The organism is Providencia sp. PROV141, assembly GCF_028481645.1.
In the GTDB taxonomy this organism is placed as follows: Bacteria; Pseudomonadota; Gammaproteobacteria; order Enterobacterales; family Enterobacteriaceae; genus Providencia; species Providencia rettgeri.
On the sequence record NZ_JAMPPR010000014.1, the window covers coordinates 240,066 to 255,290 of the forward strand.

Here is a 15,225-nt window from a genome sequence, read left to right on the forward strand (position 1 = left end):
AAAATAAATTAAAAAAGCCCTTATATCTGAGTATCAATATAAGGGCTTTAGAAGGTGATTAGCGAACGATTTCTAATTGGCCATCCGAGTAGCCAGTCGCACGCCAGTCAGGGACATACATTGATTCAACTTGTGGTACCGGAATACTATACACACCCGGCGTTACCGCTCGCGCTAAGTAGACTAAGGTAGTTGGGCGGTATTGCTGAACTTCAACCGCAGCCACAAAACGGTCATCACGATATTCCATATGGCGTATTTGCGATTGCTGCATATCATCAATTAATTCTTGCAAGTTCGGCGCAGACTCACTCAAATTAGCGCTACTGTTCGCTAAATTTTGGTTTTCCAGTTCTAAGCCTGCTGGCAGCAAGTCAACCACTAACGCATCTGGCACACTTTGGGATGCTTGAACTTCCAGTTTAACCACCACCATTTCACCGCTTCTTAATCTATCTAATGAAATGCGATTGCCTTTCATATCATAGTAGCTACGAGTAATACCTAATACATTCGAGCTTGGCTTTGGTGAATGTTGTGGATAACCCACCACATTTAAGCGTGTATACAGAGTATTCGTTCCACTGTTTTCGATGCTATAACCTGTCTCCAACTGATCTTTACTCAGGAACTCACTCACAGGTTTATCTGAGACCATCGGAGGTTCTTGGCCATTAATCGTAGCTTTCCACGGTGCTTCACTTTCATTTAAGTAAAAACGGCCCGCTAAATATAACGCATTGCTCTCTTGTGTTGAGAAATAACGTTGAGAAGTTAAATTATTAGACAAAGTTTGCAGTTTTTGGTCACGGGATTTTGGCATTAAATTATATTCATTTAATAGCGCAACAATCATCGCGTCATCACGGATCACCGAACCGTAATCCCCTACATAGCTGTAGCGGTTACGTTGTTTTTTCAGTCCGTCAATCACTGCACTCTCACCACGTGATTTATCACCCATCAAGTTCAATGCAACTCCAAGCTGAACCAGAGGTAAGCCACTTGCCGCAGCGTTTCTTTGGTTATAAAGTTGACGTAATGCGCCTAACGGTGCTTTTTGCTGTGATGCTAATACTAAACCTGCATAGGCCTGAGTAGCAAAACGAGCGCCCTCTTGGTTTTCCGTATACGGGTAGTTAATTTGGCTACCATCTTGTAAATAGCTCAGTAGACGCGTATTGGCGTTACTTATAGCCTCTTGCGGGACAGTAAAGCCACGTTGATTAGCTTTATTCAAGAAATCCGCCGCATACGCAGTTAACCAATATTCTTCGCGGCCGTTTCTATCCCACAGCGAAAAACCGCCATCATTACGTTGCATACTTAACAAATGTGGAATACCAATTTCAATCGCTTTATGGCGGTCTGCATCTGTTTGCGTTTTAATTCCTAACTTATTCAGTTCGGCTTGGGTTGAGAACAATGAAGGGTATAAACCACTGATAGTTTGTTCCAAACAACCGTATGGATAAGCAAATAACTCTCGAATATAACGTGAGATATCTAATGGCGGACGGCTGGTTAACAGGACTTGCCCTTCAATGGTATCCGGTTGCAGGCCAGCAATTTGGTTAGTTGGCAGTGCCCATGAAGTACCTGGCTCAATCGCGGTAGCAAAAGAAACCGTTTCTGCTGGCTGTGCCGGACGAACGCCAACTTTCCAACTATTGCTGTAATCTTTATTGGCTTCGCCTTGAATTTTCACGCCATTAATAGTCATCGACACTTCGCCTTCACCGAAACCGTAGTCTGCTCTGACAGGTAAATTAATGGTGGTGCGTTTGCCTTTTGGTAACTCCAACTCACGGCTGCTGACGCCATCAAGTTTCACCATTCCTGATGCCTTGAAGTTAACCGTCACATTTTGTGTGTTGTCCGTCATATTGGTCAAATCAAGCGCAAAGTAAGACTTATCACCGCCAGCCATAAAGCGTGGCATCGACATTTGTGTCACTAATGGTGCTGCGACAATTACTTTGCTATCCGCATGGCCGAACTCTTTTTCATTCCATGCTTGAGCCATCACACGTAATTCCCCGTTAAAATCAGGGATAGCAAGGCTAATTTCACCCTCACCGTCTTTATTTAATGTGACAGGTTTGGCTTGCTCTGCAATAATTTGCACTTCAGTGAGTGGCTTCATACCACCACGCTCTAATGCAGCATCTTCGCTGTCGCCCCCAAAGCGTAAGTTAGCAACCTTGCCTTGTCCTTCAATTAAGTGACCATAAACGTCATACTGATCAACGCTATAGCGCTTACGACCAAAGAAAGCATCATAAGGATCTGGCGTTTTAAAATCGGTGATATTCAATACACCAGTATCAACCGCAGATAACAGCACATTCACTTTTTCAGGTAACGGTTTGCCATCTTGCGCTGTCGCTTTAATTTTTACCGTTAAGTCTTGATTAGGGCGCATTTTGTCTGGCGTCGTTAAGGCCAATGCAATCTTACGGTTTTCATCTGCAATCGGTAAATGCAACACACCCACCGCACGTTTCACTGTGGCTTCTTTAGAGTCATCACCTGGACGAACAACGACGGCAGAAACGTATAAATCATGACGAGCCCACTCTTTATTGACTGGGATTTCAACGTCTAAGCCCTTTTCTGGTACATCAATTTCTTCCCACCACAGTGGGCCATTACTCGACTCGAGCAATATATAGCCTTTACCGGCTTTAGGGGATTCAATGCGAACTTTGGCTTTTTCACCCGGTAAATATGCAGGCTTATTCAGGCTGAGTTTCACTTGGTCAGGACGAACTGAACCGCTTCCCCCTGTATTATCTTGCCATGAATACCCCGCCCAGAACTGGACGCTGGAAACGAGCTGATTCTCTGGGTTTAATACCTCTAAACGGAATGCGCCCCAATCCACCGGGAAGGAGACTTTCGCTGTACCATCTTTGGCGATGGCAATATTTTCATTCGCCATGACGAGGTCTTTCTGGTCATAATTTGAAGACCAGCCGCCACTTTCAGACCAACTCCAGTAATAATCGCGGCGTTCGTACACTAAACGCACGGTTAAGTTTTCTGCTGCCAGTTTATTACCCGCTGCATCAGCCATAACTAATTCAAATTCTGCAAGTGAATTTTCATCCACATTGTGGCGTTTGACATAACGGTCTGTGCGGTAATCGTAAATTTCTTTTTTGGCGAATAATGGACGAATACCGACCAATTTTTCTGCTGGCCAAATGGCTTGTTCAGCACGACGCGTCACAGGGCGACCACCTGCCTCAAGCAAACTGGCCTGCAAAACAGCTGAAATTGGTGAGCGAGTCGAGCTCCAATTACTGTTTGGAATTGAAATTACCGTTTCACCGTTGCTGTCCAGCGTCAAGTCAAATTCATCTAATTTACGAGGTAAGCCCTCTTCATTGACAGCGCCAAATTCAAAACCGGGTAATTTTGCTACCGCTTCACGATCTGCTTTTAAAACAATTTGGCCTTGCAACTGGTTATCTGCTGCAGGTGCTCCGTATAAATAACGGCCTTGAATATCAAAATCAACTGATTGGTCAGTTAAACGAGGAACATCACTGCCAACAATTTCCAGCGCCATGCGTTCTGGCATGAAATCTTCAACATTGAATTTGTAATAACGTTGCGGTGAACCGTCACCTAAATCAAAACGTAGCGACCAACCGCCCGTTTCTGCATTTTTAGGAATTTCAAATTGATATTGATATAACCCATTTTGGTTTTCTTCCGGCTGCCACACGAAACTACGAACCACTTGCCCATCTGTTTTTAATACATCAACTTTAACTGGCTGAGTTTTGACTGGGTTACCATCGCCATCACGCAATAGACCATTTACCAGTAATAATTCACCTGGGCGATATAAATCGCGAGGACCGAAGGTGAAAAATTGTTTTGCGTAGCCTTCTGGCCCTGAAATGTCGAATTCAGATAAATCAAGCGCTGGCTGAGTGAGGTCAATCATACTGGTTTGCCCTTCATGGGTTGCCAGTAATAATTTTCCACCTGCTAATTTATCTAATTGAGCATGACCATCACCATCTGTCGTGCCTTTGGTCACTAACTGACCTTTTTCATCCAAAATACGTAGCTCAACGCCTTTAATGGCGGAACCTTTCGCTAAGGATTGAGTGAAAATATCGACTCGGTCTTGATAACTGTGTAGTGACACACCAATATCACTTAGTGTAAAAACAGTGGCAGGGAATTGATAACTATAGCTACCTGCTTTTTGCATGATGGCCAAATACACGCCATCTTGCTGTAACTCTTTGACATCTTTCAACGGCAGTAAAATGGTTTGGCGGGTATTTTTATCTGGATTTAAGTCAAAGCGGCCGGTATAAGCCAGCTCCACTTTGTCGAGAAACTCTTCGGAATACCAATACTCATAATTACTACGATACTGCCACTGTGCTAAAAATTGTGGCAATTGCTTTTCATCCACACGGAAGAAATTGACGTCTACCTTATCAACGTTCAAGGCAATCACAGGTAAGCCTTGGGCAACCTTGCTAGGTAATAACGAGCCTTTACTTGCAAAACCAACCGTTGGGATGATTTGTGCAGTGGTCAATTTTTTCTCAAAATTTTCGGTCGTCGTACGCTCATTAACCGCTTTAATACCCGGGTTAATGGTGAGGTTTAATTCTTTAGACGGTGGAAGGTGGCGAAAACGTAATTCCATTTGGTTATCAGACAGTTCCCAAGCACCATCTAACTTACCGGTTTTAACATCAATAAGGTTAATGTACTGGCCAAAATCTTGGTTGGCTTGCAGTGGAACAGAGAATGTCACCACCATGGCACTCGCACCATCAAGCTGTAATTCAGACGCATCCAAAATAGTGAGATCTTTCCCTGCATATTTTTTTACCATTTCTTCAGTGGAAAGTTTTGGTGCTGCTTTTTTCTGCTCTGCAACTGGCGCTGTTTTAGTTTGATTTTCTGGCGCTGTCGTGGAAACATTTGGCTCATTTTTGGTTGCTTCTTCTGTATTATCACAACCGGCCAATGCCACAACCGACGCCAACGCAAGTGCTAAATAACGCTTTTTGGTTTTTAGACCCGCCAATGAAGCCCAACTAGATTGTTGTTTCATTACCGCCCGCCCTTTAATTAGTTAAAATTTATTCTGTTTTTTAAGGTTTTAACAGGAGGTTAAAACCCACTATATACTTGCTTGGAAATGGCTAAAAATATGTCTAGATGAATATTGCCGATATTGTTTCAATTATCGAAATAATTTAACAGAATGTTATAAGAACACCTATCAGACAAAACGGAAAAAATGATGGACGAGAAAAACAGAGAAATGAAATAATATTTTTCAAATAGTAAGCAGAATATATCTTTAATAAATGAGCAATATACCTTTTATGAGTGAGAAAAGCATTTTTCTCACTCTATACATGGAATTATTAGGTGTTTTTTACTGGGATTGTGTCTCGTAAGAAGCTACCAAGGCGACGCTGATAAAAAGGCTGAATGTGTTGAGTAATAAAGTGGCTGACACCTTGCTCATTCTCATTTACCACACAAAAATCAATAGACTCGTCATCGGCTAAAAACTCACAAGCAAGTGTCCCCGCCTCATGAATAATGGAATCAATATTTTCTGCCCCTGCAGTAAACTCTAACGCTATCATTAATATTGGCATTTCTTCAGAGTCATCACTCTCTACTGCGGAGACCATAAAACCACGTCTGACAACTTTGTGTTGTTTAAAAAACTCTGTCAGCGCCTCAACAATAGCCTGCGGTTGTTCCTCTAACGCACTTAATTTAAGTGATGAGCCTTTCGGTACGGTTAATTCAGTAAATTGGATCTCAGTTTCTTGGTTGGAACTGTTATTATTCGATTGCTGCGACATTGCCAATCCCCTGCTATTAAAAAGAAGTGCTTATTATACTCGCAAATACGTCAAGGTAAAAAAATAGGCACGAAAAGCCATCTTCCCGTGCCTGTTATTAATCAAACGTAATTTATTTTGATTTGCTGATTAATAAGTTTGCTAGTGTTCTTACACCTGTACCGGTTGCGCCCTCTGCCCATAAGCTAACTGCAGATTTACGGTAAGTCGCTGAGCAGTCAATATGCACCCAATTTTGACGATAATTTTCGACAAAATGCGATAAAAATGCCGCAGCGGTGCTTGCGCCTGCAGTGTGCGATGGTGCCGCGATGTTGTTCAAATCCGCGAAGCCAGATGGTAACTGTTGGCGATGGAACTCTGCTAATGGTAAGCGCCAGAATAATTCAAACTCAGCGTCTGAAGCATTCATTAAGTCAGCAACTAACTTGTCATCAAAGCTCAACACTGAATGGTAGTCATTGCCCACAGCGGTTTTCGCAGCGCCCGTCAAGGTTGCAGCATCAATGATCAGCGTTGGTTTTTCTTTGCTTGCATCAATTAAACCATCGGCTAACACTAAACGGCCTTCAGCATCCGTATTCATAATTTCAACGGATTTACCGTTACGGTAACGAATAATATCACCCAATTTGAATGCATTGCCGCTAACCATATTGTCAGCAATGCACAGGAACATTTTGACGCGTTTTTGTAAGCCACGAGAAATAGCTAATGCCAATGAACCCGCTAAGGTTGCAGCACCGCCCATATCCGCTTTCATTGAATTCATGGAAGAAGAAGGTTTAATGCTATAACCGCCTGAATCGAAAGTAATACCTTTGCCGACTAACGCAGCAAAAACAGGGGCATTTGGGTTGGCACCTGGGTTGTAATCTAATGCTAAAAAGACAGGTGGACGACTTGAACCACGGCCAACCGTATGAATACCAGTATAACCCTGTTCTAATAAGTCATCGCCTTTAATAATGCGGTAGCTAATATCTTGTGCGCCCACGGTGCAGAGTAAATCAATGGCGCGTTGTGCGAGTTGTTCTGGCCCTAACTCTTCTGCAGGTGCGTTAATGACATCGCGTACCCAATCAATGGTACGAATACGGTTTTCTAATTCTTTGCGGTCTGCTTCAGGCAATACTGGCCATTCAATCGTTCTCGCCCCTTTTGGCGCACGAAAACCTTGCCAAAATGCCCAGCTTTTTTCTAAATCCCAGCCTTCGCCAGCCAAAGCAACATTGCGGATCCCTTGACCATCTAATTTACGGCCAGCGCTTTGTACTGCACATAATTTACCTGCATGTTTCAGGTGGATTGTCATCCCTTTATCACTAGAGCTTAACAATGCGCCTTCACCCCAACAAGGTGCAGCCGGCTCACAAGAAATCATTACTGGCATAATTTGTTTTGTCATCGTTTTTCTCACTTTGTCTATTTTTGCAGACAGTAAAAACCCATTGATTCTGTCGGCAGATAGCATTACCTTAACTGATAAATACCAATAGGGATATCATTATAGTGCTGATATAAAATAAAAAACCGAGCACATTTTCTAATGATTGCTCGGTTTTTAATATTAATTGCTAATTATTCGAACTCATCCAGCCATACTAACAAGATAGCTTCTAGAATTTTCTCATTCGATTTTTGCGGGTCATCATCAAATTCTTCTAAATCGCAAATCCACTGGTGCATATCGGTAAAACGCACGGTTTTAGGATCAACATCAGGAAATGCATCGTACAGTGCTTCACCGATTTCGCGGCTATTTGACCATTTTAAACTCATGTTCTCTCACCAATTTGATTATTAAATGATTTTTACCATTGATGCTCTACGTTACAACGCCAAACATGCCGAGCGGTTCAATTTTTTAAATAATTCACGTTGTAGCTAGGCGGCAAATTGAGCTAATTCCTAGGAGCATACAAAAATATGTGATCCGAGTACTTGAAGGAAGCCAACAACGCTACAGCGTGAAGTATGACAAAAATTAGTGTTCGCGGGCGTGATTAATAGTATAACGCGGGATCTCTACCACTAAATCCTCATCCGTCACCAGCGCCTGACAACTTAGGCGACTTTCTGGCTCTAATCCCCACGCTTTGTCTAGCATGTCGTCTTCAAGTTCGCTGCTTTCTTCCAGTGAGTCGAAACCTTCACGAACGATGCAGTGACAGGTTGTACAAGCACAGGATTTTTCACAAGCATGCTCAAGCTCAATACCGCTGCGTAGTGCAACATTTAAAATAGACTCGCCTTCTTGTGCTTCAACTACTGCACCGTCTGGACATAAATCACTATGAGGTAAAAAAACTATTTTAGGCATAATTATATCTCATCCACAGAATGGCCTGACAACGCTTGTCGAATGGACGTATCCATGCGACGCGCTGCAAACTCCTGCGATTGCTTATCCAGTTGTTTAATGGCATTTTCAATTACGATTGGGTCTGTACCCTCAACCGCTTTAATTAACTCATTGACCGCATTATCAATTTCTGACTCTTCTTCTGGCGTCAGTAAATTGCCATCTTGGGCTAATGCGCTCGTTAAACTTTCAAGCACCCTTGCAGCTTCAACTTTTTGCTCCGCTAAGCGGCGCGCATTTAAATCATCTTGCGCGTTAGTCATTGAATCTTTAATCATGTTTGAAATTTCGTTATCCGTTAACCCATACGATGGCTTAACTTGAATAGAGGCTTCTACACCAGTCGATTTTTCCATGGCACTAACACTCAACAGCCCATCGGCATCGACTTGAAACGTCACACGAATATGTGCCCCACCTGCGGCCATCGCTGGAATATCACGCAAGGTAAAGCGAGCTAATGAACGGCAATCTGCCACCATTTCGCGTTCCCCTTGTACGACATGAACGCTCATCGCCGTTTGACCATCTTTAAAGGTGGTAAACTCTTGAGCTCGAGCAACAGGGATGGTGGTATTACGCGGGATCACTTTTTCGACTAATCCCCCCATCGTTTCCAAACCAAGAGAGAGTGGGATCACATCTAACAACAGCATTTCACTGTCAGGTTTGTTTCCGACTAAGATATCCGCTTGAATGGCAGCCCCAATTGCCACCACTTTATCTGGGTCGATGGATGTCAGTGGTGATTTACCAAAAAACTCCCCGACTTTTTGACGTACTAATGGCACACGAGTCGAACCGCCTACCATCACGACATTCAGAACATCTTCAGCCTCAACACCTGCATCTTTTAACGCACGACGACAAGCCATCAGTGTGCGCTTTACGTAAGTTTCAATTAACGTTTCAAACTGCTCACGACGAATTTCCCCTTGCCAGTTGGCAAGCTGGATAGTCACTGTTTCTGCATCACTAAGCGCGACTTTGGTTTCTGTCGCCACATTTAATAACTGACGATTTAAATGATGATCACCTTGTAATGAGACGCCTGCCTGCTCAGCAATCCACTGAGCCAATACTTGGTCAAAGTCATCACCGCCAAGCGCGGTATCACCGCCCGTTGCTAAGACTTCAAAAACACCGCGGCTCAGGCGCAAAATGGATACATCAAACGTACCACCACCGAGGTCATAAACGGCTATTACACCTTCTTGCCCAGAGTCTAATCCATAGGCAATCGCAGCCGCTGTTGGTTCATTCAGCAAACGTAATACATGTAAGCCTGCAAGGCGCGCGGCATCTTTGGTACCTTGACGTTGTGCGTCATCAAAATAAGCCGGTACCGTGATCACTACACCATCCATTTCCCCACCTAAGGTTTCTTCAGCACGTTTTGCTAGTGTTCTTAAAATATCAGAAGAAACTTGGATTGGGTCAACTTGGCCAGCCGCGGTTTGAATCAACGGTAAACCGTTTTCACTGGCACTCAGTTGATAGGGCAAGTCGGGGTAGCGTTTTTGAATATCGGTTAGAGAACGTCCCATCATGCGTTTTACAGAAATGATAGTATTTACCGGGTCTTGTTCGGCAAGTTGCTTAGCTTCCCATCCCACTAATCTATTTTCAGGTTGATAATTAACAATCGATGGTAATAAAAAGCGCTCTTGGCTATCAGGTAAAGCCGCAGCTTCACCACTACGCACTGTCGCAATCAAAGAGTGGGTGGTACCTAAATCAATGCCTGCAGCCAATTTGCGCTGATGCGGAGCTGCGGTCATACCGGGTTCGCTGATTTGTAGTAACGCCATAATCGTTTTCTCTTAAAATTCATCTAGTAACCGTTCTTCGAGTTGTTCAGCTTGCTGCTGAAGCTTGTCGAGAAAACGTAGTTTACGTACGGTATCAGCGGCTTTTTCCCACTGCATGGCATCTAGTTCTGTCACCATCAGTGCACTTCGTGCTTGCTGCATTTGTTTGACGTTCTGCATAAATTTAGCCAATAGATCAAGTGCGTCATCACTGTTTTCAATATTGTCTAACTCTTCGCGTAGCTCAAGCTGCTCCATCAAAAATGCTGTGTCATGCATGGTATGTTGTTCGTTATTAATATCAAAACCATGCAATGAAAGCATATATTCCGCGCGTTTTAGCGGATGACGAAGGGCTTGATAAGCAGCATTAATGGTTGCTGCTTTTTGCAGCGCTTGCATTTTCTCCTGTTCAGAACAGGTTGCAAAACGGTCAGGATGGTATTGACGCTGTAAGTCTTGAAAACGTAACGTCAGTTGTTCGCTATCGATGGCATAGATGGGAGCCAATCCAAAAAGAGTAAAATAATCCATAAGTGCTCAGTTTCTCGAACCGGTTACCAATACCACTAATAAACTAAAATTAGTGAGATTGGCCGAAAATTAGGCTTAATAAAACGCATTATACGTGAAAACTTTCACCGCATCCGCATTCACTATTGACGTTAGGGTTATTAAATTTAAACCCTTCGTTTAAGCCTTCTTTCACGAAATCCAGCTCAGTACCATCAAGATAAACGATGCTCTTGCCATCGATGATGACTTTCACACCTTTATCTTCAAAAACTGTGTCTTCTTCATTGATTGTATCAGCAAACTCAAGAACATAAGCCATTCCTGAACAACCTGAAGTTCTTACACCTAAACGCAAGCCTTCGCCTTTTCCACGATTTTGTAGAAAGGATTGAATACGCTGCGCAGCACTTTCTGTAAGAGAAATAGACATTGCAAACCTCACTTTAGAAACAAACAAGGCAGATGCTACTCATGAGTCGCATCCGCCTTCAAATTATTTTATACCCACCCTATTTCTAAACTAAGAAACTCAGCGATGTTTAGCCTAGACGCCGTGGGTATTGTTCCAGTTATAGGACGATAACTTGTTGTTATTTATTAATATGGGTTGCCCTATAGACTGATTAAAAACTTATTTGCTTTGGCGTTTGCTTTTGTAATCAGCAATAGCAGCTTTAATTGCATCTTCAGCCAGAATTGAACAGTGAATTTTCACTGGTGGTAATTCTAACTCTTCGGCAATCGCTGTATTTTTGATTGACTCCGCTTCGTCCAAACTTTTGCCTTTCATCCACTCAGTCACGAGTGAACTTGATGCAATGGCTGAACCACAACCATACGTTTTAAAGCGCGCATCTTCAATAATGCCGTCATCATTTACTTTAATCTGTAATTTCATGACGTCACCACAGGCAGGTGCACCCACCATACCGCTTCCTACGCTTGGGTCGCTGTTGTCAAACGAACCAACGTTGCGTGGGTTTTCATAATGATCGATAACTTTTTCACTGTAAGCCATTTTTAAACTCCTGAAACCGTCTGATTAATGGTGAGACCATTCGATGCTGTTAAGATCTACGCCGTCTTTGAACATTTCCCATAAAGGAGACAGCTCGCGTAAGTGGCCAATTGCGCCATGAATCATTTTGATTGCATAGTCAATTTCTTCTTCTGTCGTGAAACGACCTAAAGAGAAACGGATTGAGCTATGTGCCAGCTCATCATTCATCCCTAAAGCGCGCAGTACATAAGAAGGTTCTAGGCTTGCAGAAGTACATGCAGAACCTGAAGATACAGCCAAATCTTTTAATGACATCATCAGTGATTCACCTTCAACATAGTTGAAGCTGACGTTCAGAATGTGCGGCGCACCGTGTTCTAAATCACCATTGAGGTAAACTTCTTCGATATCTTTAATGCCATTCCACAAACGTAACCTTAAACCGCGTAAGCGTTCAGATTCCGCTGCCATTTCTTCTTTGGCAATACGGTAAGCTTCGCCCATACCCACGATTTGGTGTACAGGTAATGTCCCAGAACGCATGCCGCGCTCATGACCACCACCGTGCTGCTGTGCTTCAAGGCGAATACGAGGTTTACGGCGAACATATAGTGCACCGATACCCATAGGGCCATATAATTTATGTGCAGAGAATGACATTAAATCCACTTTTAATGTGCTTAAGTCGATAGGTAATTTACCCACACTTTGTGTTGCATCAACGTGGAAAATAATTCCTTTGCTACGGCATAATTCACCGATAGCTGCGATATCCTGAACCACACCTATTTCATTATTAACATGCATAATAGAAATTAAAATGGTGTCTTCGCGGATAGCGTCTTGTAGGTCTTGCATAGCAATTAAACCGTTGCTTTGCGGTGACAGATAAGTCACTTCAAAACCTTCACGCTCTAATTGGCGGCAGGTATCTAAAACGGCTTTGTGTTCCGTTTTACAGGTAATGATGTGGTTGCCTTTCTTTTTATAGAAATTAGCAGCGCCTTTAATCGCTAAGTTATCAGACTCAGTTGCGCCTGAGGTAAATACGATTTCACGTGGGTCAGCACCCACTAATTCAGCGATTTGATTGCGAGCAATATCCACCGCTTCTTCAGCTTGCCAGCCGAAACGATGAGAACGGGACGCTGGGTTACCAAAGTTCCCATCCATTGTTAGACATTGCATCATTTTTTCAGCCACACGTGGGTCAACCGGTGTTGTTGCTGAATAATCAAGATAAATTGGTAATTTCATTGCTCACTTACTCCAAAGGACAAGCTAACTTGCCTTTAATTTTTAAAGATACAAATGGCGGAAATTAGCTCTTCGTCCAATAACTCACCAAGATGTATCGACTGCAATTTTTTTAATATTTTTAAGCACGTACATTGATAATCGATTCAGGTGTAATCCCATTTGGCATGGTCTTACGCTGTTCATTATCTTGTCTATCAGCAACAACCATGACTTCTTGGTTTTTAACCAGTTCATCAAGGCTAATGCTGCTAAGGAAACTTGTAATTCTATCGCTTAAATCGCGCCATAATGCGTGAGTTAAACAGCGGTCGCCATTTTGACAACCTTCTTTATTACCCTGACAACGAGTAGCGTCAACAGATTCATCTACCGCAGCGATTACTTCAGCAACAAAGATTTGGTCTGCGTCTCTACCAAGCAAATAACCGCCACCTGGGCCGCGCACACTCGAAACCAACTCATTTTTACGTAAACGAGAGAAAAGTTGCTCAAGATAAGAGAGGGAAATTCCCTGACGTTCAGAAATGTCAGCTAAAGGCACTGGACCTGACTGAGAGTGTAATGCGACATCTAACATCGCAGTTACTGCGTAACGCCCTTTGGAAGTGAGTCTCATAACATATTACTCCGTGGTAAATTATGGTCAGATTGTGACATTCCTGAGTAATTTAGTCAACTATTTACCTGACTAATTTACTCAAGTATTATTCACCTGCTTTTACCACGGATTTTGCCTCATTTTTTCGCCCATTTTTCCATTGACGTTAAAATACCCCGCAGGATATGTAACTCTTGGGTTTCGATATGCGCTCGAGTGAATAAACGGCGTAATTTATTCATAATTAAGCCGGGATGCGCTTTACGAATAAAACCTGATTCATTCAACACACTTTCAAGATGGACATAAAAACGTTCAACATCTTCTGACGGCGGATATTCTACCTCATCATCAGCTGCAATTACCGTATTTTTTTCATCCATTGAAAGATACGCCATGCGTATTTCATAACTCACCAATTGCACTGCCATCGCTAAATTCAAAGAACCGTACTCTGGGTTCGTGGGAATATATAAGTGATATTGGCATTTTTGTAGTTCTTCATTGGTCAAGCCGACTCGCTCACGACCAAACACGATAGCAACAGGTGATTCTTTTGATTGCTCAACGGACTTCACGCCGCATTCGCGCGGCTCAACCATTGGCCAAGATAAGGTGCGAGAACGCGCACTCGTGCCGATAACTAACTTACAGCCCTCTAAAGCTTCATCGAGAGTTTTAACTATTTTCGCATTACCGATAACATCACTTGCCCCAGCAGAAAGTGCAATAGAGTGTGAATCAGGTTCAACGAGAGGATTAACGAGGTACAGATTAGAAAGCCCCATGGTTTTCATGGCACGAGCCGTTGAGCCCATATTACCAGTGTGTGAGGTTTCAACAAGAACAATACGGATATTATCTAACATGGTTTATACGTTTAATGAAAAAATTATCGCAATAGCTTAACACAAAATTGCTTATTGTGACGAACATCTATATACTTCGGCACTCAAGTTTTTCGTTCTTTAACATTCCAGTGGAAAAAGCCCATGCATCCGATGCTTAACATCGCCATACGTGCAGCACGTAAGGCCGGTAATCACATAGCTAAAAACTATGAAATGCCTAGCAATATTAAAGTCACTCAGAAAGGCACTAACGATTTCGTTACTAACGTTGACCAAGAATCTGAGCAACTGATTATTGAAATCATCCGCAAATCATATCCTGACCACACTATTATCACTGAAGAAAGTGGTGAATTAATTGGTAAAGATGATGATATTCAATGGGTAATCGATCCACTGGATGGCACTACCAACTTCACAAAACGTCTCCCTCATTTTTCTGTTTCTATCGCTGTGCGCGTTAAAGGCCGCACAGAAGTCGCTGTTGTTTACGACCCAATGCGTAATGAATTATTTAGCGCAGTACGTGGACAAGGCGCTCAGCTTAACGGTTATCGTGTTCGTATCGACGAAAAACGTGACCTTGATGGCGCCATCGTTGCGACAGGTTTCCCTTTCAAACAAAAACAACATGCACCTGTCTATATGAACATCATGACTGCGATGTTTAACAAATGTGCTGACTTTCGTCGTACTGGTTCCGCAGCATTAGATTTATGCTATGTGGCTTCTAGCCGTGTCGATGCTTTTTTTGAAATTGGTTTAAAACCGTGGGATTTCATGGCCGGTGAACTGATCATGCGTGAAGCTGGCGGCATCATGACTGACTTTATTGGCGGCCACAATTATTTAGCCTCCGGTAACTTAGTTGCTGGTAGCCCACGTGTTGTTAGAGACATACTGTCCGTCATGAAAGATGAACTATCGGAAGCATTAAAGCGCTAACCCATTCTT

At 42.9% G+C, this 15,225-nt stretch carries 13 protein-coding genes; 1 reads left to right on the forward strand and 12 read right to left on the reverse strand.

Features of this window, described 5'->3' with window-relative positions:
* Positions 1 to 58 precede the first annotated feature (58 nt).
* The 12 genes from PSF09_RS09770 to trmJ all read right to left on the reverse strand — a co-directional run bounded on the left by PSF09_RS09770 (position 59) and on the right by trmJ (position 14,289).
* A complete protein-coding gene (locus PSF09_RS09770; protein ID WP_272665893.1) occupies positions 59 to 5,098 on the reverse strand; it encodes an alpha-2-macroglobulin family protein in 5,040 nt (1,679 codons plus the stop codon).
* Between the two features lie 319 nt (positions 5,099 to 5,417).
* The gene (locus tag PSF09_RS09775) at positions 5,418 to 5,870 is read right to left on the reverse strand and encodes an enhanced serine sensitivity protein SseB C-terminal domain-containing protein (RefSeq protein WP_272683830.1); all 453 of its coding nucleotides are present in this window, start codon (positions 5,868 to 5,870) and stop codon (positions 5,418 to 5,420) included.
* A gap of 112 nt (positions 5,871 to 5,982) precedes the next feature.
* Complete coding sequence (pepB, locus tag PSF09_RS09780) at positions 5,983 to 7,278, reverse strand: aminopeptidase PepB (protein ID WP_272665894.1); 1,296 nt, start codon at positions 7,276 to 7,278, stop codon at positions 5,983 to 5,985.
* A gap of 173 nt (positions 7,279 to 7,451) precedes the next feature.
* Complete coding sequence (iscX, locus tag PSF09_RS09785) at positions 7,452 to 7,652, reverse strand: Fe-S cluster assembly protein IscX (RefSeq protein WP_004912658.1); 201 nt, start codon at positions 7,650 to 7,652, stop codon at positions 7,452 to 7,454.
* Between the two features lie 205 nt (positions 7,653 to 7,857).
* The gene (fdx, locus tag PSF09_RS09790; RefSeq protein ID WP_004912660.1) at positions 7,858 to 8,193 is read right to left on the reverse strand and encodes an ISC system 2Fe-2S type ferredoxin; all 336 of its coding nucleotides are present in this window, start codon (positions 8,191 to 8,193) and stop codon (positions 7,858 to 7,860) included.
* 2 nt (positions 8,194 to 8,195) lie between these two features.
* Entirely contained in the window at positions 8,196 to 10,046 is a 1,851-nt protein-coding gene (hscA, locus tag PSF09_RS09795) for a Fe-S protein assembly chaperone HscA (RefSeq protein ID WP_272665895.1), read from the reverse strand.
* A gap of 12 nt (positions 10,047 to 10,058) precedes the next feature.
* Positions 10,059 to 10,580, reverse strand: a complete 522-nt coding sequence (hscB, locus tag PSF09_RS09800; protein WP_272683831.1) for a co-chaperone HscB — start codon at positions 10,578 to 10,580, stop codon at positions 10,059 to 10,061.
* 88 nt (positions 10,581 to 10,668) lie between these two features.
* Positions 10,669 to 10,992: an iron-sulfur cluster assembly protein IscA gene (gene iscA / locus PSF09_RS09805; RefSeq protein WP_004912669.1), complete on the reverse strand. Its 324-nt coding sequence runs from the start codon at positions 10,990 to 10,992 to the stop codon at positions 10,669 to 10,671.
* A gap of 201 nt (positions 10,993 to 11,193) precedes the next feature.
* Complete coding sequence (gene iscU, locus PSF09_RS09810) at positions 11,194 to 11,580, reverse strand: Fe-S cluster assembly scaffold IscU (RefSeq protein ID WP_004264914.1); 387 nt, start codon at positions 11,578 to 11,580, stop codon at positions 11,194 to 11,196.
* 24 nt (positions 11,581 to 11,604) lie between these two features.
* Positions 11,605 to 12,819, reverse strand: coding sequence for an IscS subfamily cysteine desulfurase (locus tag PSF09_RS09815; RefSeq protein ID WP_272665897.1), 1,215 nt, complete (start codon positions 12,817 to 12,819; stop codon positions 11,605 to 11,607).
* 121 nt (positions 12,820 to 12,940) lie between these two features.
* Complete coding sequence (gene iscR, locus PSF09_RS09820; RefSeq protein ID WP_004264917.1) at positions 12,941 to 13,438, reverse strand: Fe-S cluster assembly transcriptional regulator IscR; 498 nt, start codon at positions 13,436 to 13,438, stop codon at positions 12,941 to 12,943.
* A 119-nt stretch (positions 13,439 to 13,557) separates the two neighbouring features.
* Positions 13,558 to 14,289 carry a tRNA (cytosine(32)/uridine(32)-2'-O)-methyltransferase TrmJ gene (trmJ, locus tag PSF09_RS09825; protein WP_272665898.1) on the reverse strand — a complete coding sequence of 244 codons (732 nt, stop codon included), beginning with the start codon at positions 14,287 to 14,289 and terminating at the stop codon, positions 13,558 to 13,560.
* Positions 14,290 to 14,412: 123 nt separating this feature from the next.
* Here trmJ and suhB point away from each other — a divergent pair, with 123 nt between their 5' ends.
* Positions 14,413 to 15,216, forward strand: a complete 804-nt coding sequence (gene suhB, locus PSF09_RS09830) for an inositol-1-monophosphatase (protein ID WP_210838794.1) — start codon at positions 14,413 to 14,415, stop codon at positions 15,214 to 15,216.
* The last annotated feature ends 9 nt before the right edge of the window (positions 15,217 to 15,225 follow it).

Excerpts from the sequence above, each read along its gene's own strand:
- iscR (WP_004264917.1), bottom strand. The coding sequence starts at position 13,438 with ATGAGACTCACTTCCAAAGGGCGTTACGCAGTAACTGCGATGTTAGAT.
- iscU (WP_004264914.1), bottom strand. The coding sequence starts at position 11,580 with ATGGCTTACAGTGAAAAAGTTATCGATCATTATGAAAACCCACGCAAC.
- iscA (WP_004912669.1), bottom strand. The coding sequence starts at position 10,992 with ATGTCTATTTCTCTTACAGAAAGTGCTGCGCAGCGTATTCAATCCTTT.
- hscB (WP_272683831.1), bottom strand. The coding sequence starts at position 10,580 with ATGGATTATTTTACTCTTTTTGGATTGGCTCCCATCTATGCCATCGAT.
- PSF09_RS09815 (WP_272665897.1), bottom strand. The coding sequence starts at position 12,819 with ATGAAATTACCAATTTATCTTGATTATTCAGCAACAACACCGGTTGAC.
- PSF09_RS09775 (WP_272683830.1), bottom strand. The coding sequence starts at position 5,870 with ATGTCGCAGCAATCGAATAATAACAGTTCCAACCAAGAAACTGAGATC.
- fdx (WP_004912660.1), bottom strand. The coding sequence starts at position 8,193 with ATGCCTAAAATAGTTTTTTTACCTCATAGTGATTTATGTCCAGACGGT.
- suhB (WP_210838794.1), top strand. The coding sequence starts at position 14,413 with ATGCATCCGATGCTTAACATCGCCATACGTGCAGCACGTAAGGCCGGT.
- iscX (WP_004912658.1), bottom strand. The coding sequence starts at position 7,652 with ATGAGTTTAAAATGGTCAAATAGCCGCGAAATCGGTGAAGCACTGTAC.
- PSF09_RS09770 (WP_272665893.1), bottom strand. The coding sequence starts at position 5,098 with ATGAAACAACAATCTAGTTGGGCTTCATTGGCGGGTCTAAAAACCAAA.
- trmJ (WP_272665898.1), bottom strand. The coding sequence starts at position 14,289 with ATGTTAGATAATATCCGTATTGTTCTTGTTGAAACCTCACACACTGGT.
- hscA (WP_272665895.1), bottom strand. The coding sequence starts at position 10,046 with ATGGCGTTACTACAAATCAGCGAACCCGGTATGACCGCAGCTCCGCAT.
- pepB (WP_272665894.1), bottom strand. The coding sequence starts at position 7,278 with ATGACAAAACAAATTATGCCAGTAATGATTTCTTGTGAGCCGGCTGCA.